The following is a 22,187-nucleotide window of genomic DNA, read 5'->3' on the forward strand; positions in this document are numbered from 1 at the left end:
GGTTATTATGAATATGATAGTCAACGATAAGGTAGCAATATCAGAGCAAGATGCAATTTCCTCAGACGGGAAAAACGACATCGAAAATAATTCTAAAAATATCATGTCAGATTTATCAGATATTATTTTCCAAATGACCCTTCTTTTTAAAAAAATGCGGGACTTACTTAATACGTATAATCAAAAACAGCAAGTATTAGGTTGGGACATTCAGGTACATTCAATGAATAATAAGCGTGAGGCGATCGATAAAACCGCCTCTGGAGCCATTGCCAGTGGTGTTTGTTCTATTCTTTCGGGTGTCGTCAGTGGTGTGGGAGCCATGGCCAGCATCAAAGTGGGTGATATTGCATCACATGGTAGTGCTGCTCTTGGGCAGCTAGGTGCCGGCAGTGGTAAATTGGTTGAGGGGGATATGGCCAGAAATGCGGACTTGCTTCGCATGACCAGTGACCTGCAAAGCAGTGGCGCACAAACTTATAATAAAAATATTAATGAGTTATTGGATAAGGTGAGTGAATCCCGACAAAACATAAAGGACTTGAGTAGTACCATCAACAATATGATGGGGCAAATATCCATGGCGGTGAAATTATGATATATGTGCGCTAATTCTCTTGATGTAATACAGTATCTGGCTAATAGAGGCCATACCGTTAAAACGGCCTATTTTGAAAATAGCAAAATAAAAATAGGAAACGCGTTTTTTCTTTATGGTTATCGCATCGTTTATCGCATAGAGAACAATGAGTTTATTATTTGTTCTCTGGAGGTCAGTAATCGTGGTGCTCTGCCCGGTGATTTTTTAAGGCTTTTTAATTTTCTGCGCAATTTAGGTCGAAACATCGCTGAGCTGTCGAGTGTCAGAATGCTGATTATTGATAATATTGCTAACTCGACGCTGCAAACAATGCGGTGTCGGTTAATTAAAATACTTATAGCAAAAGGAGCGCTCAGTAAAAATATAGATGGTGATGATTGGCTGTTATTTGATGTCAGATCTGACAAGTAGAAAAAGGGATAAAATGAGTCATTATAGCTTCAATGATGTACAGGATATCTTCGCTAAAATAGATAATGACTTAAAAAGTCAGCGTATCATTTGCCCACAAAGGGTGAATGATAATCGGGAAGTAACTGCTTTAGAGGTGTAGGCTCGGTATGCTCAAGGCTATCAGGCATGGTTGATGGATGACTATGCTGCTGCCACCGTTGATTTCTCTTGGCTTACATTATATTGCCCGTCAGAGCCAAGGTTCCACTTAGCCCTGGCCGCAGTCATGCAAATGCAGCAGGAATTTGCTCTGGCGCTGGGGGCTTATGCTAATGCACTGTTTTTAGAAGTGAAAGATCCTGAGCCCCTTTATCAGATAGCCATCTGTTGGTTAGCACTGGGTAAAGATGCCGACGCCAGAGAAGCATTACAGACAGCGATAGAAATGAGCTATGTGAGTATCGAATATGCACCGACGGCTAAAAAAGCCAATCAATTATTAGAAAGTATCTGAAATAGATAATATTTTTTATGTGAGCAATATTTAAGGTGGATAACTATGTATTCTATAGTCGACTATCAAACTACAGTTCTTGGATATTCTCAATACCCAAGAGAACCTGGCCAGACAGTTAAAGTTGAAAAACCGACATTACACCCACCTGGATTTACCACTAATTATATTCAAGACATAGACGAGACAGTCAATAAACTTTGTGATGCTCAGGAACATGAGTTGGATGAATTACACCATCTCAGAGTTAAGTTAGCCAAAAAACAATTTTTTATCAATGTTATTGAATTAACGGTCTCTCTGACGTCATTTACAGTTAGTATTGGGATTAGTATTTGTAGTGGCGGTGCCACAATACCTATCGCGGTGATTACAGGACTGAATCTGATGTTATCAGTATCAAATCTTGCTTGTGCTTATCATAACTGGAATTGTGCCAGTAAAAATAAAGATAAACTGACAATGGGCAATGATGCAATGCAGCAGGCTGTTTTTGTGTTAGCCAGATATTGTGAGGCCTCACCTGAGAGTGCAAAAAAAATCGCGCGCTTTACTTCATATTTCGTCCATGTGGGAATAGTCGTTTCTTTAGGTGCGCTGGGGATAACTATTCAACCTACTATTTATGATGGTTTATGTATGCTTGCAAAAAATTATTCTCCACTGTTATTTTCGATGTTGAATGTTATTATTTCAGGTGCTTTAGATGTTTGGATTAATAATCATAATGATGAAAGACTGGCAACAGAGGGTAAATTGACTGTAAATGAAAAGAGTCTTGTCGAGAAATTAGCTAAATTTGATGCGGTTTGCCATATACCCACTAGTTGGAAAGATTTAATAATATCGTCAGAAGAAGAACAACTGAAATACTCATAATGTGATTTAAGGTTTAAACCGGATATCGCCTCGCTGTGTTATTTGTCAATCTTACAGAAGGATCGTGACACTCGAAGGAATATTATGAAATCAATACAGTTTATTCTATTTCGGCAAGATGGGATATTACGTAGTGAAGGGATATGTCACAGCGTGCCTGCGGGAAATTTAGTGGTTACCAACGAGCAGGCTAGTGTGTCTTCATTTTCACAGAGTACCTTCATCTCGGTTCTGTGTCATTCCATCGATCTTTTACCCATATATCAGGATTTAGCCAGTAAGATGGTGCAAGCAAATAAATTCCGTCTACCGCACCAGATATATGACTGTCATAAAATTTTACCCGTGAGTAATGATATTATTTGTGCAACTGAACAGCTGGCTGATATTGAAAAAAATGCATCATTACGATTTCTTTATCTTTATTGTTTAGGATTAGACCCAACTTATTTCTCCCGATTACTGGAATCAATGGTTGGTACGAATAATGAGTTGCTGGAGTTTTTTGAGAAGAACCGCCTGAATCCATGGACAGTCTCACGTTATGCCGATGAGTTAGGTATTTCAACTCGTAAATTAAACTTTTTGTTCTATGAGAAATTCGGAATGTCAGCGAAGCAGTGGCTACTGGATCAACGTCTGAAAAAAGGCTGTGAACTGCTGCTATCTACCCGATTACGGGTGGCCGATATTGCTATGGAGTGCGGCTTTAGTAATCACGCCCATTTCTCCGATAGTTTTCGTCGTCGTTTTCAGCAGTGCCCGTCCCACATGCGATCACTCATGGAATAGGGGGTCTAATGGATATAAGCGCACTAATAAATGAGCTGACACAAAGTATCAGCAAAATTGGGCAGGACTTTCAAAGCCAGATGGTATCCGGCAATCCTTCGGATCCTGAGCATATGCTAAAAATGCAGTTCGCTATGCAGCAATATTCCTCATATATCAATTTTAGCAGTGCTTTGATGAAAAATATTAAGGATATGACCAGCGGGATTATTGCCAAAATATGATTTTACTTTCAAAACCGTGCCGCCAATTGATGGTTGAGGCGGCCTTGGCTGGCGTCAACCATAGTGTGCTGAAAGAAGCACGCAATATCCTTAATGTGTTGCCCCAATTAATCCCAGACCCACAGTCGCGCTTGATTCTTGAGGCTATGCTGCGGTTTGGGCTAAATGAGCAAGAGAGAGCATTGGCGTTATTGGCGGCCTCGCCATCAACAGAGGCGCAGGCCATGCTGGCGTTGCTGCAACAAGGAATGTCTTCGGTTGATGAACCGGTAAAACCGCAGCAGCAGAACACAATGAATTGATCCAATTTATTAATAAGGGAGCATTCGATGGATATTGATGCCATTAAGGCCACCGCCGCGCAGTTTACATCATTTAAACCCCCAGCTGACGTGCAGAAAATCGCTGAGTTTGCTCAGTTAATGCAACAGACTGAGCCGCTGACTACCATGATGCCGCCGGATCAATTATTGTCGATCCAATCTGAATGGATGCACGCTACATTAGCTGTTGATTTAACAGCTAAAGTTACCGGTGTTGTCGGCCAGAACATCAATAAACTGGTTAATATGCAATGAAACAGATGCAGCGCATGATAGCGCTCTTACTGATCGTCTTCTCTCTTTCTGGCTGCGGCATAGCGCTGTATTCCGGGCTTTCAGAGGGAGAGGCCAATCAGATGCTGGCGTTATTAATGTTGCATCAAATCAAAGCAGAAAAGCAGCCTGAGAAGGGCGGAACTGTTGGGCTGAGTGTCGATAAGAGTCAGTTTATCAATGCGGTAGAACTGCTGCGCCAACATGGTTTTCCTCGTCAGCGGTTTACCTCGGTAGATGAGTTATTTCCGCCGAATCAGTTGGTGACGTCACCTGGGCAAGAACAAGCCAAGATGGTTTATCTGAAAGAGCAGCAGTTAGAAAGTATGCTGAGTCATATGGATGGGGTGATTCGAGCTGATGTAACCATTGCTATGCCTGCACCTACCGATGGGAAAAGCAGTGTTCCTCATGCCGCTTCAGTGTTTATCAAATATTCTCCCGAGGTCAACTTGCTGAGCTATCAGTCGCAAATCAAGAATCTGATCCGCGATGGGATCCCCGGCATCGATTACTCACAAATCAGTGTAGTGATGCAGCCAGCTAATTATCGGTTCAGTGCCTCGGCACCACAGCAGCCAAGCCATGCAGCAGCCAGTTTACAGTGGTTATTGCGCCATGCTGGAGCCGTGCAGATAGCTTTGGGCCTGCTTCTGGTGCTGTTAGTCGGGTTATCAATAGCGTGTTTGCTACGGTATCTGCGTCGATAAATAGGGTGAGGAGAGCAGGATGATATTACCTCTAACCGCCGATATCCGGTATTTACACCAGTTAGCCTGGCGGCCTGCGCAATTTGCTCATCCATTATGGTTGGCGGCGGTGGGGGTTAGAGCAGAAAACTACCGCTATGGCCGCCACCGCGAGTTGGATTCGGTGTTAGATAGTGCCTTAAATCGACTGAGAAATTTTCCACAGCAAGCATTGCCAGCGGTACTGAATAAGCAGCAGCAGTGTCAAATAGTCGGGCCTGAGCGTGTATCAGCCCGCAGTGTGGCACTGGGTCTGGTTTATTTGCAATGTGATGATTATTTGCGCCTTCGCCGTTACCGACAGGCGCTTTCGCCGCTATTGAGTGAAGATGACATTCAGCAACTGATGGGGATGGGATATCGTGGCCGGCTTCCTGCCACATTAAGCCCACAGCATCTGCCCGATATTGCTTTTAGGTTAGGGCACAGTCTTGCTCATCACGTTCGTGCTAACTGTCTAATTTGGCGTGCGATATCTATTTCGTTACCTCCCCAGCCGCGTGCGTTAACGTTGTCGCAGGCACTATCAATTTCGGTTGATAATTGGTTAAGCCGCTTGGAGCATTTGCTGTGAATCCTTTTCATATTCGGGTGGAAAAATTCGATTATTCACTGCCGGGGGGCAGGATTATCCCTGCGGCTCAGTTACAGGAAATGGTACATAGTCGCGATCTTTTGTCTGATGCCAGACAGCAAGCGGCAGAAATTGTACATGCTGCTGGAGCTGAAAGAGATGCACTATTGGCTCAGGCACAACGGCAAGCTGACAAACTAATACATCAGGCTCGCCACGCTATGGAAACTGATATATTAGCGCAGCATGTGGCGTGGTTGGTGGCGGCGGAGCAGGCGGAGTCTTCATTGGTCACTCAGGCCCGAGAGCAGATTCTGGCCGCAATTACGGTGGTAGTGACCACTTGGGCTGGCCAGCAGCCGGTCAATCAAATTCTGATAGACCGGTTGGGAGCGCAGGTAGAGAAAATGGCGCACCATAATGAGTTGGTTTTACGGGTTCATCCGCAACATTTGCCTGCCGTAGTTGCTGCTTTGGGCGCGCGAGTACAGTGCGTTGCAGATGAAAACATGGCGCAAGATCAGGCGCAACTAAGCTCCCCACTCCTTCAGCTTACACTCTCTCTTCATCATCACTTATCGCAACTTATCCTTTGGTTACACGAGCGGCAACCACATCAGGACGTCACCGATGACCAATATTAATAATATATCTGATGTTATTGCCATTCATGGCTCTCCTTTGAGGGATGCGAAGCCGCAAGGTGAAATCGCTCCCGCGCATTCGGTAATGGAGTTAGCGGGTCTGGAATTGCTGGAGGTTAGGCAAACCGCGTTGGAAGAAACCATGGAGGGAATAGGGTTTAGTCTTAGCTCCCGCATGAGAGATCAGCAGTCCATTGAAACCGAAAAACGGAACCAACGCCGTCAGCAGTTATTGGTGAAATTAATCGCACAACTATCCGGTGGCACAGACCACTTATTGCCATCCAATATCCCGCTGGGGCTGGATATCTCTTTGCTAGCCAGCAAGCTGCGGCAAGGCGAGTTATCGCCAGGACAGCAGATCCTGCTATTAGCCGCAATGATCGCGGAAACGAAAGATAATCCGTTACGTCGCCGTAGCTTATCGCAATTAATGGCACCACTACTGGCAGACGCGGGTTGGGAAATCGAATTGTTTGGCTTGTTGGAATTGGGCAGCCAGAAAAGCGGTGAGCTGAGTGCCGTCAAGCAACTGTTTACACAAAGTATTTATCAAGACGAGTTTTCTATCGTGGAATGGTTTACCCGAGTCAGCCGTTGGCCACAACGCCAGCAGCGTGTTCGGGTACTGATGCGCGCAATGGCGTTTGAATTGTCTTGTCAGCCGCCCTCTCAACACGGCGAGCGTTTGTCAGCCACACTTTATCAGCTGCGCCGCTTGCTGATGTTTCTGGGATTGGAAGACCATTGTAACCGGATGGGAAAAGCCTGCGGCGTGGCGGGGGATGTGATCCTCAATGAAGTACTGGCGGTGGTTGGCCAGCATTGGTTGTTTAGTGGTTGGCTACAACCACGTATTGAGGCCATTGTGGGTTCGGACATCACCATGCGGCGCAACTTTATTCGTCGGTTTTATGAGTTATTCAATCTTATGCCCATTGATTGTTTCGACGATCAGGATCAGCAGGGGCAAATTCTGGCGACATTGCTGGAAATATAACTTACCGCAGAGATAACTTAAATCATTGTAGATATGGCTCGGTGGTTCAGGCGAACGCCTGATAGTGACTGGGGAGGGGATTTCTTATTATTCCCTCTGGTTTGCTATCAATTAGTCATATTAATGGGGTGCGGGTTATGGAAATGGATTTAGTGGTCACCCGCAACCTACAGCTGTTTATCCGAATGGCAGAATTACCCTGTACGCACATAGCGGCCCGCATGCAGTGGCAGATAGGAGCACAGCTGGTTTTTCTTGAGTGGCGTAATGCAAGATTGCTGCTAACTTGCGGGATACAGCAGCGCCATTATCATCATGATGATTTATTACTGCTCCAGCAGTGTTGGCAGCTTGAACGTTTCAATGGTGTGCCTCAGCGAATCTACCTACTTAAGCTGGGCATGATGGTCAGTTGCTCTCCTCCAGCTTTATCCGGTGCCGAGTTTTGGTTCCAGCTTTATCAGCAACAACGCGCTTTGCTTCGTCGTTTACCGGGGGAATGCCGATGAGAAATTCGGCATTTTCGCGTGGCTTAATGATGATCACGGCGCGGCAAGATATTTTTTTAGCGATCATGCTGCTGGTGGCGATCTTTATGATGATCTTGCCGCTGCCCACGATGATGGTGGATGTGCTGATTGCTATCAATCTGGCATTTTCCGTGATCCTGTTGATGATCTCGATTTACTTGCGTGATCCACTCGAATTCTCAGTTTTCCCCTCGTTATTGTTGATCACCACACTTTATCGGCTGGCGCTGACCATCAGTACTACGCGCTTGGTGCTGTTACAGCATGATGCTGGTGAGATTGTCGAGGCGTTCGGCCAGTTTGTCGTCGGGGGCAATCTGGCTGTGGGGCTGATTATTTTTACGATTATCACCGTGGTGCAATTTATCGTCATTACCAAAGGCTCGGAAAGGGTCGCCGAAGTTAGTGCGCGCTTTTCGCTCGATGGCATGCCGGGTAAGCAGATGAGTATTGACGGCGATATGCGCGCTGGGGTGATTGACTCAGTCGAAGCGGGGCGATTGCGCGAGCGAGTGCAGAAAGAGAGCCGTCTGTTTGGTGCGATGGACGGGGCAATGAAATTTGTTAAAGGGGATGCTATCGCCGGGATAATTGTCATTCTGGTGAATATTATTGGCGGCATTACTATTGGTGTGCTGCAACATAATATGTCCGCCGAACAGGCAATGACCACTTATGCGGTGCTCTCTGTCGGTGATGGGCTATGTGCTCAAATTCCATCGCTACTTATCTCGATTACCGCCGGGATTATTGTGACCCGGGTCCCTGACACTGATAAACAGAGTTTGGCTAAAGACTTAGCGATGCAGGTGGGGCGTCAGCCCGATGCCTTGTGGCTGGCGGCAGGTATTCTGACGGTTTTTGCCCTCTTACCGGGCTTCCCTTTTCTGATTTTTATCACTCTGGCGGCATTGGTTGCCACTCCGGCATTCCTACTTTATCGCAAAAAAAAACACAGCGCCGGAGCCAGCAGTATTGGCGAAGATATCTTGTCTCCCGCCAATACTATGACCCCAGGAGCTGTGCCGCTAATACTGTCTTGCGCCCCCAATTTACGTTATCCCCATTTGGGGCGGGATATCGATGGCTTACGCTGGCGCTGGTTTGAATATCTTGGCGTGCCACTGCCAGAGGTGGTGGTCCGCAGTGATCCGGCATTAACTGAGAACAGCTTATCGGTCCGAGTCTATCAGGAACAAGTATTGCAACTGACCTTGCCGCCGGAGGATCTGTTACTGCTTCAGCCCAGTACCCAGCTAGAGACACGCAGCCAATATCTTGGGGTGAAAATGGGCACCTTTGAGTGGTTATCCACTGAACAGGGCCATCATGCCAGCACGCTGGGCCTTCCTTATGCACAAGGTCAGCAGCGAGTTATTCACTGTTTAACCCGAGTGCTTGAGCGACATACCGCCGAGTTTATTGGTGTGCAGGAAACACGCTATCTGATGGATGCAATGGAAGGGCGCTACGGTGAACTGGTAAAAGAGCTACAGCGCCAGATGCCTGTCGGTAAAGTGGCGGAAATACTGCAACGGCTGGTAGAGGAGGATGTTTCTATCCGGGATTTACGCGCTATTTTTGGCGCGCTGGTGGCCTGGGCTCCCAAAGAGAAAGACTGCGTGATGTTGACTGAATATGTTCGGATCGCCCTGCGCCGCCATGTGTGTGGCCGGTTTAGTAAAAATAAAACCTGGTTACCGGTATTGCGGTTGGGGGAAGGCGCAGAAAACTTGATTCGTGAGTCGATTCGCCAGACATCTGCGGGGACTTATTCGGCCTTGGGGGATAAGCACTCGCAGCTAATCCTAGCCAAAATCAAGAGCGCTTATGCTGAAAACCGTGATGCTGTGCTGCTGACGGCCATCGATGTGCGGCGCTTTCTGCGTAAGATTATTGAGCGCGATATTTTCGCGCTGCCGGTGCTGTCCTGGCAGGAGCTAGGGGATGAAATGAACATCAAAGTGGTGGGTACCATTGAACTTATTGGTGATGAGCTTGATGAAGCTGCCTGATGTTTCAATATTAAGCCTCCAGTTACAGCAGCAACTGTGCTTAACCTCCTCCCCACCCGATGGCGTGGAATGTCGCGGACAAATTTTGGCTGTTGGCCCGACGCTGTTACGAGCCCACTTGCCCGGTATTGCATTAGGAGAATTATGCCGTATCACCTCAGCAGATATGTTGGCTGAGGTGGTTGCCATTGAGCAGCAAACGGCACTGTTATCCCCGTTTGCTTCCTCCGCCGGTTTACGTTGTGGGCAATGGGTATCGCCGCTTGGACATGCGCACCGCATCAGAGTCGGCCCCGATTTGGTCGGACGGGTGCTGGACGGTTTGGGAGTGCCCATTGATGACGGCCCGCCCCTTAGCGGGTATTGGCGTGAGCTGGACTCTTCCCCTCCAGACCCATTAACCCGCCAGCCGGTACAACAAATCTTAACCACCGGCATTCGTGCTATCGATGGCTTGTTAAGTTGTGGTGAGGGGCAGCGAATCGGTATTTTTGCCGCCGCTGGTGTGGGGAAAAGTAGCTTGCTGAGTATGCTATGTGCAGGCTGTCGCGCAGATATCACGGTATTGGCATTGATTGGCGAACGGGGGCGCGAAGTACGGGAATTTCTCGAACAGGTACTTACGCCACAAGCACGCGCCCGCACCGTGGTGGTGGTGGCAACCTCAGATCGTCCGGCGCTGGAGCGGCTAAAAGGTATTTATACCGCCACGACGGTAGCGGAGTACTTTCGCGAACGCGGACTAAAAGTGCTGCTGATGGCCGATTCTCTGACTCGCTATGCCAGAGCGGCACGCGAAATTGGTCTGGCGGCAGGAGAGATTCCGGCGATGGGCAGTTTCCCCGCCAGTGTTTTTGCGGCATTGCCTCGGTTACTGGAGCGGGCGGGTAACAGTGAGAGTGGCAGTATCACTGCTTTTTATACGATTTTGCTTGAAGGCGATGACATGAATGAACCGGTAGCCGATGAAGCCCGTTCTCTGTTGGATGGGCACATCGTGCTATCAAGGCAACTGGCGGGATCCGGGCACTATCCGGCCATTGATATTGCTGCCAGTGTCAGCCGTATCATGCCGCAAATAGTCAGTACAGAGCATCGAGCTTTGGCACAAAAATTGCGCCAAATGCAGGCCTGCTATCAAGAGATCGAATTGCTGGTACGGGTGGGTGAGTACCAGGAAGGGCAAGACTTACACGCTGACGAAGCGCTACAACGTTACCCGGCAATCTGTGCCTTCTTGCAACAGGAGTATGCATTATCATCGGGCAAAACCCCCGCCGACCTCGGTCATACATTGGGACAACTCGCGCAAGCACTGGGAGTATCAACTCAGCACTAGATATTTTGCCACGCTTGCTGGCACTGCGGCAGCGCAAAGAGCGTCGGTTGCGTCGGCAGTTGCTGGAACTGCGTCGGATATATCAACAGCAGCAACAACAATTGATAGATTTCCGCCAGCAACGTCAGCAGTTATGTCTTCAATTACAACAGTTGACTGAATGGCGTGGCAAGTTGCTCCCTGATCAGGCCAATGAACAAAGAGCTTTGCAGCACAAAGTCTATCTGGCGGAGCGAGAGCGGCAAAAGTCACTCTGTGAATTGGCGGAGCAACAACAGCAACAGCAGGTAGCCATTGAGTCACAACAGACGCTGCTAAGGATTAATCAGCGGGAACAGGAAAAAATACGGATACTAATAAAAAATGAGACGAATCGATATTGAGGGGGCATTACCCCCGTCAGGCGAACGCTTTTTTACAGAGAATCAGCCACAATACTTAGATAATGATAAGCAAAAACAGCAGTTTGCACGCTATCTGACGGCTCATTTATCTCCGATACAGGAGATGACCAATACCATTACCAGCATGGGGGGCGATAATCTGATGCAGGCTGAGTATCGCCTCGTCAGTGGGCCACTGCGTGGGGCTAAAATCCATGTCAGTCTAACCGCCAATGGTCTGCATATTGTGCTCAGCCATACCCGTCGTGAACTGATAGACCGTTTGCAACGGATACAAACTCGCTGGCAGCGGCAGCTACATCAGTTGGGTTTTCCTTGTTTACTGGAGGTGACTCATGTTGGGGATGTTATCGGCTGAGCTGCGCCAAATCAGTACAGTGATAGGTTCCGGGCGAAATAATGCCGGTATTTCCGCCACCTTGATGCAGATTGATGGGCAGGGTGTTTACTTACCCTTGTGCTATAGGGAACCGGGAAACGTCCCAACTGAGTGCGGTTTTTGGCTATCCCAATCTTGTTGGAATAACTGGCTGGTATCTTCGTTGGCAACTGATGACCACCATTTTTTGGCTGCCGAGTTAGTGACCGCCATGGCCCATTGGGCCGCCAGTCCACTGTTAACCGTGTTACCGGCACTGACGATTGACGACCCCGCGCCACGGGCGATGACGTTATTGAATCAATGGGCGGTGGTACTGACTTTCGAACTGGAGGGGCAACAACTCAGTGGTATGTTATTTGACTGGCCACTGACGACATTAGCCGAAACCTTATCTCACTGGTGCAGTGAGCAAGCTCCTGAGCATAACTTACTGTGGCAAGCCGGTTTAGTGGTGGGATGGAGCCGTTTATCCCTACATCAGTTGCAGCAAATTAAGCCAGGGGATGGGGTACGAATCAGTTCAGCGGCTAATTTGGACCACGAGAGTTGTTGGTTATGGCAAATGGGGTCGCCACAGATTTACATCAAGTTGGAGGATGGAAATAAAATGACAATTCAACAAGTTAATGACGATATTGATCAACTGCTGGAACTGGATGTTGCTGCTATACCAAAAGCATCACAAGTCGTAACGCTTGATGATTTACCGCAAACATTGGTGATGGAAATTGGCCGTCTAACTCTACCGTTGAGGGAGATTAAACAGTTGGCGGTTGGCCAAACATTGGCGTGCCAAACTCGCTGCTACGGCGAGGTTAATATTCGGTTGCATGGGCAGCCAGTGGGGAGTGGTAGTTTATTGAGTTGTGATGGGGAGTTGGTGGTGCGCATTGAACAGTGGTTCACGCTTAGCCCATAACACCAATGATTCTGGGTTAATACTTCATTGACCTTATTGGGGCTATGACCTGATACCGGAGAAGGGTGGGTAGATAAATACTGTGAGTATTATTTTCACTCAACAGGCCAGCCTTTTGCGGAATCACTTATGGAGTTATTGAATTCGTCCTCTCAATTGATTGTCCTGCTTTTCTTTTTGTCGTTACTGCCACTACTTATGGTGATGGGAACGTCATTTCTCAAGCTATCTATCGTCTTTTCATTACTGCGCAATGCGCTGGGTGTTCAGCAGGTTCCCCCCAATATTGCCATTTACGGTTTGGCATTAGTGTTGACCATTTTTATCATGGCTCCAGTCGGATTAGATGTACATGCCCGCCTTCAGGATGAGCCACTGCCCAATGAAATCGGCCCTTTGCTACACCATATTGATGAGCATGCCTTGGGACCATACCGTGATTTCTTACAACGTAATACGGATGCAGAGCAAACCCATTTTTTCACCGATATTGTCCAAACCAAGTGGCCTGAGCGTTACCGAGACACCATCAAATCAAATTCACTGCTGATATTAATGCCGGCGTTTACCCTGAGCCAACTGACAGAAGCCTTTAAAATCGGCTTGCTACTCTACTTACCCTTTGTGGCAATTGATTTGATTGTATCCAATATTTTGCTGGCCATGGGCATGATGATGGTCTCCCCCATTACTATCTCGCTGCCATTTAAATTATTAATTTTTATACTGATTGATGGGTGGGGGTTGCTATTGGGGCAGTTGGTGGGCTCTTATTTATGAGTCATCATCAGAGGAAACATCAATGAGTAATGCCATTGTTGTTCACCTGGCGACCCAATTGTTATGGATAGTTTTACTGCTATCAATGCCGGTGGTACTGGTGGCATCGGTAGTCGGGTTAGTCGTCAGCTTGCTGCAGGCTTTGACCCAAATACAAGATCAGACATTGCAGTTTTTGATTAAATTGCTGGCGGTATCAGCCACGTTATTGGTGACTTATCACTGGATGGGCTCAACCTTGCTGAATTATACCCAGCAGACCTTTTTACAAATCACCAGTATGCGGTCTTGATATGCATGATTGTCTACATTGGTTAGGAGCTTTGGGGTTGGCGATGATGCGCCCGTATGGCATGTTGCTGATATTGCCTCTATTTACCGCCCGTAGCTTGGGTAGCAGCTTATTACGAAATAGCCTGGTTTTTGCCATTGCTCTGCCTGTTACTCCCCTGTTTTTCAGTGCTTCATTGCTGCTCCAGGATAGCCTCACTTCATGGTTCTGGTTACTTTGCATGGAGTTATTGATTGGAGTAATGATTGGCTTTGTTGCAGCATTACCTTTTTGGGCCATTGATATGGCGGGCTTCCTGATAGACACCTTGCGCGGTGCCACTATGTCCACCTTATTTAACCCCAGCATGGGGATGGAATCCTCAATTTTTGGTGTGTTATTTACCCAACTGCTCACGGTACTGTTTTTGATCTCTGGCGGGTTCAATCTAGTACTGGCTGCACTCTACGGTTCTTATAGCATCTTGCCCGCAGGCAGTGGCATTCAGCCCTCACCGGTAATGCTGCAATTTCTACAAAGTGAATGGCAACTGATGTATGAACTCTGCCTAAACTTTGCATTACCCGCGCTATTGGTGATGGTGCTAGCGGATTTATCTTTAGGATTAGTCAACCGCTCGTCCCAACAACTGAATGTTTTCTTCCTGGCGATGCCGATTAAAAGTGCATTAGCACTGTTTCTGCTTGTGATTAGCTTGCCCTATGCCCTGCATCACTACTTGGTTGGCATTAATCAGACCGAACAGAAGATAAGTACCCTTATCCCACTGATAAATGAGGTTGCTGATGAGCGCAGAGAGCAGTGAAAAGAATGAAAAGCCTACCGCTAAACGTCTCAAGGAAGCGCGGGAAAAAGGGCAAGTAATCAAGAGTGTTGAGATAATCTCTGGGATACAGTTGCTGGTGCTGGTGGCTTACTTCCTCCTGACGGGCTACACGCTAATTGATCAGGCATCAGCACTCATTCGTAGTTCCATTCATCAATTACAACAACCCATTGGCATGGCATTAATGCGGATTGGCACACAGTGCATGGAGGTATTTATCCATATTATGGGGATACTGGGAGGGGCATTGGTTTTAATGACCCTACTTTCCGGCATCGCGCAGGTCGGGCCATTATTAGCCACCAAAGCTGTGGAGTTTAAAGGCGAGCACATTAATCCAATCAATAATGCCAAGCAGCTTTTTTCACTACACAGTTTATTTGAGCTGAGTAAATCTTTACTGAAAGTTGGGGTGTTAACCCTTATTTTTGGCTATTTATTAATACGTTATGCCCCTTCTTTTGGTTATCTGGCTTATTGCGGCAGTAGCTGTGCTATTCCGGTATTTACCACATTAATGAGTTGGATTTTGGGGGCGTTGATTGCCTGTTATGTGGTTTTCTCCCTGATGGATTATAGTTTTCAGCGCTATAACACCATGAAACAATTAAAAATGTCTCATGATGAGGTCAAAAGGGAGCACAAAGACAGTGACGGCGATCCGCATATCAAACAGAAACGGCGGCAGTTGCAGCAGGAAGTACAAAGTGGCAGCTTCGCTAAAAATGTTCAACGTTCCACCGCCGTGGTGCGTAATCCCACTCATTTTGCCGTTTGTCTATTTTATCATGCTGACGATGCCCCTCTACCGATTGTGATTGAAAAAGGCACCGGAGAGCGGGCCGCATTGATTGTTAAAATAGCGGAGCAGCAGGGTATTCCAGTGGTTGAAAATATTACGCTGGCGCGCGCATTACATCGCGATGTCGATTGCGGCAATACCATACCAGAATCTTTATTTGAGCCAGTCGCTGCTATCCTGCGTATGGCAATGGCTCTGGATTATCAGGCATCAGATGATGATGAACCTTCGTGATAGGGGATAAGCCGCTATCCGTAGCAAATTCTGTCTTCCTTGGTTAACTTTTGATTAACACATTTTGCTCCATTAAATAGATAATTGACTTATTATTATTAGGTCTATTTCTCTGTCGCCGCGAAAACCTTGGTATTGCAGGTGACAACACACATTTTGGAGGTGTCAGTGTGAGCTGGCAGATGTTTAAGTCTCAATATTTGATACGCTTTTGGGCGCCACTGCCCGCGGTCATTGCCGCCGGTATTTTATCGACTTATTACTTTGGTTTGACCGGCACTTTTTGGGCTGTTACCGGAGAGTTCACCCGCTGGGGTGGTCATCTGATGCAGCTGTTTGGCGCACATCCGCAGGAGTGGGGTTACTTTAAAGTTATCGGGCTGGAAGGAACACCATTAGACCGCATCGATGGCATGATGATCATCGGCATGTTTGCCGGATGTATAGCTGCTGCGCTGTGGGCCAACAACGTGAAGCTACGTAAACCCCAGCACGGTATTCGCATTGCGCAGGCACTGGTTGGCGGTATCATTGCCGGCTTTGGTGCTCGGCTGGCAATGGGCTGCAATTTAGCAGCCTTTTTTACGGGTATTCCGCAATTCTCACTGCATGCATGGTTCTTCGCACTGGCGACGGCAGTGGGTTCCTACTTTGGCGCTAAATTTACACTCTTGCCGCTGTTTCGTATCCCGGTGAAATTACAAAAAGTGACAGCAGCGTCACCTTTGACACAGCATCCAGCCAGAGCGGTACGCCGTTTTCGCCTCGGCATGGTGGTGTTTGTTTTGGCGCTAAGTTGGTCACTTATTGAGTTGTTCCGCCACCCGAAACTGGGCATTGCCATGCTGTGTGGCATTGGTTTTGGCTTGTTGATTGAGCGGGCACAGATTTGTTTTACCTCCGCGTTCCGCGACTTGTGGATAACTGGGCGTACCCATATGGCGAAGGCCATTATTCTGGGGATGGCGGTCAGTGCGATAGGTATTTTCAGTTATATTCAACTGGGTGTGGCACCTAAGATTTTATGGGCCGGGCCAAATGCTGTTATTGGTGGTTTGCTGTTTGGCTTTGGGATTGTGCTGGCGGGGGGGTGTGAAACCGGCTGGATGTACCGTGCGGTGGAAGGGCAAATTCACTATTGGTGGGTAGGGTTGGGTAACATTATTGGTGCAACCTTGCTGGCATATTACTGGGATGATTTTGCTCCGGCACTGGCAACCAATTATGACAAGGTTAATCTGTTGGAAACTTTCGGGCCAATAGGGGGATTGTTGGTAACTTACCTAATGTTAGCCATCGCCTTTGCGGCCATGTTGTGGTGGGAAAAGCATTTCTTCCGCAAACAAAAAGCAAGCGCATCAACCCTGGCTAAGGAGCTATCATGAGCAACACTTCATCGACCAATCATTCGCCAGCGAATACCGCTATTGTGCCTGATTACCGATTGGATATGGTGGGAGAACCCTGTCCATACCCTGCAGTCGCCACACTGGAAGCTATGCCGCAATTGAAACCTGGTGAAATTCTGGAAGTGATCAGTGATTGCCCACAATCCATCAATAATATTCCGTTGGATGCCCGAAATTACGGCTATACCGTGCTCGATATCCAGCAGGATGGCCCGACGATCCGCTATCTAATTCAGCGCTAAAATGGGTGGGCCAGTAGCGTTATCGTTCTGATAATACTGATGGCCCACTCAAGTTAGTTCTCTGTGGTCGTGGTTTTGGTCGGTGCTGCGGTAGCCAGTGAAACGCCAGCCGCCCGAAGGCGTTTTAATATACTGTATAACAACGAACTTTTGGTGTTGCTAACCATACGTGGGCTTGGCACCAAGCCTGTGACACTGAGCACAATACCATCCGGGCTTAACTGGCTGAATTTTACCGACGGCTCTGGAGTATCGAGTATCGACTCATGCTCTTTATAGGCCTCTATTAGCAGCTCTTGTGCCAATTCAACATCTAAGTCCAGCGGGAAGGTCAGGGCAATGGTCACCACCCCTTGTGCATTGGCCATGGTAGCGTTGCGCACATTCTGTGAAATCAATTGAGAGTTCGGCACAATCACTGTCGAGCGGTCACTGAGCTGAATTTCAGTGGCACGAACATTTATACGGCGAATATCTCCTTCCACACCACTGATACTGATCAAATCTCCGACTTTAACGGGCCGCTCGGTCAGCAAAATAATGCCGGAAATAAAGTTCTTCACAATCTCTTGTAAGCCAAAACCGATACCGACCGACAGGGCACTGACAATCCAGGCTAATTTATTCCACTGAATGCCAAGCACCGATAAGGTCAGCAGAATCACCAATACATAGCCGATATTACTAAATAGTGTAACCGCCGAGGTTTTTATCCCGGAATCCATCTGGGTTTTTGGCAGGAATTCATGACTTAGCCAATGGCGAGCAGCTTTGAGCACGTACAACCCAACGAGCAAACAAATCACCGAGTTCAGTAAATTGGCTGGAACAATATTCAACTCTTCCAGCCCTTCACCACTTAATAGCCCGACGGCCTTTTGTATTAATGAAATGGGAGTGGTAGAGCCAAAAGTACCGTCGAGCAGAGCAAGAAGTGCCAGCAATATCAGTAATACTTTACTCGTGGCGGATAATAATGTGGCGGCTTGTGACAAATGACGTTCGTCAATATTCAGTGATTGTTTAATCGCTTTACCAGCACGGCTGGTGGGCGAAAAAATACTTTCGGCTAAATCAACAAAGAGGTGGATCAGTAAATATAAACACGCGAGTACCAAACAGCTCCAGACCAGTTTATAACTCAAGAATTTAGCCAGTGCGATATAGCCCACCAACAGTGACAGCAATATGGCTAATGCAGTCACGCCAATAGCGAAATGAATCAATCCGGCCAGTGTAGAATAGGCCTCCGGCTTTTCACCATTGGCGACTAAATTACGGCGTATTCTGTTCGCCCGTAAGGGAATAATTGCGGCGGTGAGGGCCATTAACAAGGCCGATATCCCGTTACCAAAAATTGTCCCCGACACGCTGATATTGATCATATTGTTCATCTGATCAATCGCACCAAAAATCATAATGCAACTGGCTAATAGTGGTGGAAATAGTTTCAGTGAGGCGGCCACTTCATCAGCAATGGCGGGTAATCGCCATGAGGGGCGCTGATTAGATAAGAATGCTCGCCCAAGACCCGCCACGAGTGCTGAGAAAAACATCAACTGAATAAAAGCCTGCGAAAAATTCATCACTACCAGTGATATGTCTGGCGTGCGGGTGAAAGTTTGGGTGATGCATTGTGCCACTGTGACGGTAATCAATACGGTATAGAGCGTGGTTGCCGAAGCCATAAAACTGCGGCGCAGCGGGCCTGGCGGCAAACATTTGGTGCAGAACCAGGCCGTCAGACTATCGAGGAACTTAAAGCCAAAGACACTGATAGACAGTGCCAACAGCAGATATATTGTGGTGCCAAAGCGCCATTCAGGCTCCCAGGCGGTATTCCAGGCATCGCTAAGTTCTTGGATAAAACCCTTCAGCCGCCGATCGTCATCTACATTGGGATTAATGACTGGCGCCCAGAAATTGGCTCCCAGAATACTACCGGAGTTTAGGGCGATTTGTGTCTTCAATGCCGAGTGTCGTAAGGCGATAATTTGTGTCGCCAGATTCTCTGCATTGGTCTTGATAGCCAGAGCCTGGTCATTCTGACCATCCAACTGAACTTTGCGAGTATTCAATACTCGGCGCTGTTGCACCACTACCGGCGTTTCGGTCAGTGATCCCGCGACAGGCTGCGGACCTAAAACATCCAACTGTGCTTGCAGTTGTTCCCGCTTGGGTTTCAGTTCTTCAAGCAGTATGTCGGCATCCTTAACCAGCGCCAATGATGTTTCTTTTAGCGCATTTAACTCGTTATCAGATGTACTGACAGAAACATTTTGCTTTAGTTTATCTAATTGTTTTTGCAAACTAATTAATTGTACTGATACCGCTGGTTTTGGCGGTGTTTCACTGCTTTCCGCTATGTTATCAGAGGTTGTCGCTGCAAAAGCAGTATTTGTTGTTGATGCAAAAACAAGCGTGATCAGCAGACATGTTAGCCGCAGATATGCTCGTAACGAGCATGCTTGTAGCAGAAATTGTCGGGGATCATAACGCCATGAAACACCGTACCCATTCTTTTCCATAAAACCTGTTAGCCCCAAAGTGAGTGCCACAATAAACCCATTCATTAAGTAGATGTATGCCGTTAATGCCTAGCAGAAAGCCATTGTGGCACAGACGGCGAGTAACGGAATAATCTTACTCTGATAATTACTTTCATAAATTTAATAATAAAGATAATAATTATCATTGTAATTACCACTCTCATTTAATAGATTGTGCGCTGCGGAAATAGCATGGACGCTGATTAATCATCATCTATTTTATATGCCTATACCCTTCTAACTGGCTGTCAATCAATAACGCCAAGTTCTTTGGGGATAATTATCTGGGGAAGATAACTATGTTCTCGGCTTTTTTAATAAAGCGTTCTGCTGTTTTGTGCTCGCTGGCTATTTTTATTCCATTCACTTCAATGGCTGACGATACGATAGAAGTCACGGCAAAAGCCGGTCATGAAGCCGATTTACCCACCTTGGGTTACACCGCCAAAACCACAAAAGGGGCAACAAAAACTGACCAGCCGCTAATTTTGACAGCGCAGTCGGTGTCGGTCATTACCCGTCAGCAAATGGATGATCAAAATGTGGCGACGGTTAATCAGGCGCTGAATTACACGCCCGGTGTCTTCACCGGTTTTTCTGGCGGAGCCACCCGTTATGACACTGTCGCCTTGCGGGGTTTCCATGGTGGGGATGTGAACAATACCTTCCTTGATGGCCTGCGGCTGCTCAGTGATGGCGGCAGTTATAATGTGTTACAGGTCGATCCGTGGTTTCTTGAGCGCATTGACGTGATCAAAGGCCCGTCCTCGGCATTGTATGGTCAAAGTATCCCCGGCGGCGTGGTGATGATGACGTCCAAACGCCCGCAATTTACCTCTGAAGGCCACTTCCGTCTGACTGCAGGTAATCACAATACACAAAACATCGCTTTTGATTATACCGATGCGATTTCCGAGCATTGGGCTTTTCGCCTGACAGGGATCACTCGCAACAGTGACACCATGTATGACCATCAGCGTGAAGAGCGTTATGCGATTGCACCGTCATTGTTGTGGCAGCCAGACGAAAATACTTCATTGTTATTGCGGGCTAATTTGCAAAAAGATCCTTCCGGTGGTTATCACAGTGCGGTTCCTGCGGATGGTAGCATCTATGGGCAGAAGCTCAGTCGTGGTTTCTTTGATGGCGAAACCAACCGCAACGTGTTTAAACGTTGGCAGCAAATCTACAGTTCTGAATTTGCGCACCAGTTCGATGACGTCTGGTCTTTCCGGCAAAATGCCAGCTATACCCATTCTAATAGTCAGTTAGAACAGGTTTATCAGGGGGGCTGGAATAGCGACCGCACGCTGATGAGTCGCTATTATTCTGGCGAAGATTCCTCACTCAATGCATTTGCGGTGGATAATCAATTGGAGGCCGATTTTGCTACAGCAGCTGTCGAACACAAGGTGCTACTGGGGATCGACTTCCAGAAGTTCCGCAATAATTTGCGTAGCGACAGCGCGTTTGCCACCACATTGAATCCTTACACCGGTATTTCTGGTGGCAGTACACTGTACAGCGATTATCTGCTGACGACCCCTGGCATTAATACATCCTATTTAAATCGCCGTTATGAGCAGAGTGGCATTTATCTGCAAGATGAAATGAAGCTGGATAATTGGCATCTGAATTTGTCTGGCCGTTATGATCGGATGAAAACGGAAAATATTAATAAGACGGCCAATACCAGTGATGAACGCACGGATAAACACGCCAGTGGACGCGCTTCATTGCTATATAGCTTCGATAGCGGTATTTCACCGTACGTCAGTTACAGTCAGGCCATCACACCCAGTTTATTCCCGGATGCACAGCAAAAACTGCTGAAACCGATGACCAGCGAGCAGTATGAAGTGGGTATCAAGTATCAGCCGCCGGGCAGTTCTTCACTCTATTCCGCCGCTTTATACGACCTGACACAAAATGATGTTGCAAACCGTGCGGTTCCGGCGACCTATTATGTGCCGGCAGGTAAGGTGAATTCACAGGGGCTGGAGTTGGAAGCCAGAAGCCAGATTAACGAGCGCTTAAGTGTGATTGCAGGCTATACCTATAACCGCGTGAAATTCAAAGATGCTATTGATGGTAATGATGGCAATACGCCGGTGTTAGCGCCGTCAAATATGGCGTCACTGTGGGCGCAATATGAGGCGGGCTACGGCATCAATGTTGGTGCGGGTATCCGTTACATTGGCAAGCAGTGGGCCGATGATGCCAATACCTTACGCGTGCCTTCTTATACGCTGGGTGATGCTTCTGTTCGCGCCGATTTAGGCACTTGGGCAGCATCACTGAGGGGGGCATTCGTCCAATTGAACGTGAATAATATCACTGATAAGAAATACGTTGCCGCCTGTTACAGTACCTCTTACTGCTACTGGGGGGCTGAGCGCTCAGTGCAGGCTACTGTAGGTTACGACTTCTGATGCATTAGTATAACGTGACTCATTACATAACCCGCTTATATGGCGGGTTTATTATTTAAAAATAAA

Annotated in this window: 26 protein-coding genes; 25 read left to right on the forward strand and 1 reads right to left on the reverse strand. The window is 47.4% G+C overall.

Translation table 11 applies throughout. From position 1 onward, the window contains the following. Window positions 1-7: 7 nt before the first annotated feature. The 24 genes from sseD (at window position 8) to yedF (ending at window position 17,140) form a co-directional block, all read left to right on the forward strand. Window positions 8-598: a type III secretion system translocon protein SseD gene (gene sseD / locus DJ58_RS07360; protein ID WP_004706928.1), complete on the forward strand. Its 591-nt coding sequence runs from the start codon at window positions 8-10 to the stop codon at window positions 596-598. 3 nt (window positions 599-601) lie between these two features. Continuing rightward, window positions 602-1,012: a type III secretion system effector protein SseE gene (gene sseE / locus DJ58_RS07355; protein WP_004706929.1), complete on the forward strand. Its 411-nt coding sequence runs from the start codon at window positions 602-604 to the stop codon at window positions 1,010-1,012. 175 nt (window positions 1,013-1,187) lie between these two features. After that, window positions 1,188-1,508 (forward strand): tetratricopeptide repeat protein, encoded by a 321-nt coding sequence (locus tag DJ58_RS0121855; RefSeq protein WP_315969554.1) that lies wholly within the window; start codon window positions 1,188-1,190, stop codon window positions 1,506-1,508. Window positions 1,509-1,553: 45 nt separating this feature from the next. Next, entirely contained in the window at window positions 1,554-2,387 is an 834-nt protein-coding gene (locus DJ58_RS07350; RefSeq protein WP_004706932.1) for a hypothetical protein, read from the forward strand. An 84-nt stretch (window positions 2,388-2,471) separates the two neighbouring features. Then, complete coding sequence (locus tag DJ58_RS07345) at window positions 2,472-3,179, forward strand: helix-turn-helix transcriptional regulator (protein ID WP_032910366.1); 708 nt, start codon at window positions 2,472-2,474, stop codon at window positions 3,177-3,179. Window positions 3,180-3,187: 8 nt separating this feature from the next. After that, window positions 3,188-3,403, forward strand: a complete 216-nt coding sequence (gene sctF / locus DJ58_RS07340) for a type III secretion system needle filament subunit SctF (RefSeq protein WP_004706934.1) — start codon at window positions 3,188-3,190, stop codon at window positions 3,401-3,403. Further along, complete coding sequence (locus tag DJ58_RS07335; protein ID WP_050413879.1) at window positions 3,400-3,705, forward strand: EscG/YscG/SsaH family type III secretion system needle protein co-chaperone; 306 nt, start codon at window positions 3,400-3,402, stop codon at window positions 3,703-3,705. Before sctF ends, DJ58_RS07335 begins: the two co-directional genes overlap by 4 nt. A gap of 27 nt (window positions 3,706-3,732) precedes the next feature. Further along, on the forward strand, window positions 3,733-3,981 hold the full coding sequence (sctI, locus tag DJ58_RS07330; protein WP_004706936.1) for a type III secretion system inner rod subunit SctI: 249 nt from the start codon (window positions 3,733-3,735) through the stop codon (window positions 3,979-3,981). After that, window positions 3,978-4,709 carry an EscJ/YscJ/HrcJ family type III secretion inner membrane ring protein SsaJ gene (gene ssaJ, locus DJ58_RS07325; protein WP_032910367.1) on the forward strand — a complete coding sequence of 244 codons (732 nt, stop codon included), beginning with the start codon at window positions 3,978-3,980 and terminating at the stop codon, window positions 4,707-4,709. Before sctI ends, ssaJ begins: the two co-directional genes overlap by 4 nt. Before the next feature lie 19 nt (window positions 4,710-4,728). Continuing rightward, window positions 4,729-5,322 carry a type III secretion system domain-containing protein gene (locus tag DJ58_RS07320; protein WP_004706938.1) on the forward strand — a complete coding sequence of 198 codons (594 nt, stop codon included), beginning with the start codon at window positions 4,729-4,731 and terminating at the stop codon, window positions 5,320-5,322. Continuing rightward, window positions 5,319-5,966, forward strand: a complete 648-nt coding sequence (gene sctL / locus DJ58_RS07315; RefSeq protein WP_032910368.1) for a type III secretion system stator protein SctL — start codon at window positions 5,319-5,321, stop codon at window positions 5,964-5,966. The genes DJ58_RS07320 and sctL overlap by 4 nt, the downstream gene beginning before the upstream one ends. Further along, window positions 5,953-6,966, forward strand: coding sequence for a TyeA family type III secretion system gatekeeper subunit (locus DJ58_RS07310; protein ID WP_032910369.1), 1,014 nt, complete (start codon window positions 5,953-5,955; stop codon window positions 6,964-6,966). The genes sctL and DJ58_RS07310 overlap by 14 nt, the downstream gene beginning before the upstream one ends. Before the next feature lie 137 nt (window positions 6,967-7,103). Further along, window positions 7,104-7,475 carry a hypothetical protein gene (locus DJ58_RS07305; RefSeq protein WP_004706941.1) on the forward strand — a complete coding sequence of 124 codons (372 nt, stop codon included), beginning with the start codon at window positions 7,104-7,106 and terminating at the stop codon, window positions 7,473-7,475. After that, entirely contained in the window at window positions 7,472-9,511 is a 2,040-nt protein-coding gene (locus DJ58_RS07300; RefSeq protein WP_080544593.1) for an EscV/YscV/HrcV family type III secretion system export apparatus protein, read from the forward strand. Before DJ58_RS07305 ends, DJ58_RS07300 begins: the two co-directional genes overlap by 4 nt. Next, window positions 9,498-10,850: an EscN/YscN/HrcN family type III secretion system ATPase gene (locus DJ58_RS07295; RefSeq protein WP_032910372.1), complete on the forward strand. Its 1,353-nt coding sequence runs from the start codon at window positions 9,498-9,500 to the stop codon at window positions 10,848-10,850. The genes DJ58_RS07300 and DJ58_RS07295 overlap by 14 nt, the downstream gene beginning before the upstream one ends. Window positions 10,851-10,855: 5 nt before the next feature. Continuing rightward, the gene (locus DJ58_RS07290; protein WP_115155777.1) at window positions 10,856-11,233 is read left to right on the forward strand and encodes a type III secretion protein; all 378 of its coding nucleotides are present in this window, start codon (window positions 10,856-10,858) and stop codon (window positions 11,231-11,233) included. After that, window positions 11,214-11,612, forward strand: coding sequence for a hypothetical protein (locus DJ58_RS07285; protein WP_032910373.1), 399 nt, complete (start codon window positions 11,214-11,216; stop codon window positions 11,610-11,612). Before DJ58_RS07290 ends, DJ58_RS07285 begins: the two co-directional genes overlap by 20 nt. Next, window positions 11,590-12,555 (forward strand): YscQ/HrcQ family type III secretion apparatus protein, encoded by a 966-nt coding sequence (locus tag DJ58_RS07280; RefSeq protein ID WP_032910377.1) that lies wholly within the window; start codon window positions 11,590-11,592, stop codon window positions 12,553-12,555. Before DJ58_RS07285 ends, DJ58_RS07280 begins: the two co-directional genes overlap by 23 nt. Window positions 12,556-12,684: 129 nt before the next feature. Beyond that, entirely contained in the window at window positions 12,685-13,335 is a 651-nt protein-coding gene (sctR, locus tag DJ58_RS07275) for a type III secretion system export apparatus subunit SctR (RefSeq protein ID WP_004706951.1), read from the forward strand. A gap of 22 nt (window positions 13,336-13,357) precedes the next feature. Continuing rightward, window positions 13,358-13,627 (forward strand): EscS/YscS/HrcS family type III secretion system export apparatus protein, encoded by a 270-nt coding sequence (locus DJ58_RS07270; RefSeq protein ID WP_004706952.1) that lies wholly within the window; start codon window positions 13,358-13,360, stop codon window positions 13,625-13,627. A gap of 1 nt (window position 13,628) precedes the next feature. Then, window positions 13,629-14,432 (forward strand): type III secretion system export apparatus subunit SctT, encoded by an 804-nt coding sequence (sctT, locus tag DJ58_RS07265; protein WP_032910380.1) that lies wholly within the window; start codon window positions 13,629-13,631, stop codon window positions 14,430-14,432. After that, on the forward strand, window positions 14,413-15,489 hold the full coding sequence (locus DJ58_RS07260) for an EscU/YscU/HrcU family type III secretion system export apparatus switch protein (protein ID WP_032910382.1): 1,077 nt from the start codon (window positions 14,413-14,415) through the stop codon (window positions 15,487-15,489). Before sctT ends, DJ58_RS07260 begins: the two co-directional genes overlap by 20 nt. A gap of 170 nt (window positions 15,490-15,659) precedes the next feature. Then, on the forward strand, window positions 15,660-16,874 hold the full coding sequence (yedE, locus tag DJ58_RS07255; protein WP_032910384.1) for a selenium metabolism membrane protein YedE/FdhT: 1,215 nt from the start codon (window positions 15,660-15,662) through the stop codon (window positions 16,872-16,874). Then, window positions 16,871-17,140, forward strand: coding sequence for a sulfurtransferase-like selenium metabolism protein YedF (yedF, locus tag DJ58_RS07250; RefSeq protein WP_050129426.1), 270 nt, complete (start codon window positions 16,871-16,873; stop codon window positions 17,138-17,140). The genes yedE and yedF overlap by 4 nt, the downstream gene beginning before the upstream one ends. A gap of 53 nt (window positions 17,141-17,193) precedes the next feature. Here yedF and DJ58_RS07245 read toward each other — a convergent pair whose 3' ends face one another. Further along, window positions 17,194-19,698 carry a DUF3772 domain-containing protein gene (locus tag DJ58_RS07245; protein WP_161598502.1) on the reverse strand — a complete coding sequence of 835 codons (2,505 nt, stop codon included), beginning with the start codon at window positions 19,696-19,698 and terminating at the stop codon, window positions 17,194-17,196. Window positions 19,699-19,988: 290 nt separating this feature from the next. On the opposite strand from DJ58_RS07245, the gene DJ58_RS07240 reads away from it, so the two are divergent. Continuing rightward, window positions 19,989-22,121, forward strand: coding sequence for a TonB-dependent siderophore receptor (locus DJ58_RS07240; protein ID WP_004706957.1), 2,133 nt, complete (start codon window positions 19,989-19,991; stop codon window positions 22,119-22,121). Window positions 22,122-22,187: the final 66 nt, after the last annotated feature.

The sequence above is a fragment of the Yersinia frederiksenii ATCC 33641 genome, assembly GCF_000754805.1.
Lineage (GTDB): Bacteria > Pseudomonadota > Gammaproteobacteria > Enterobacterales > Enterobacteriaceae > Yersinia > Yersinia frederiksenii.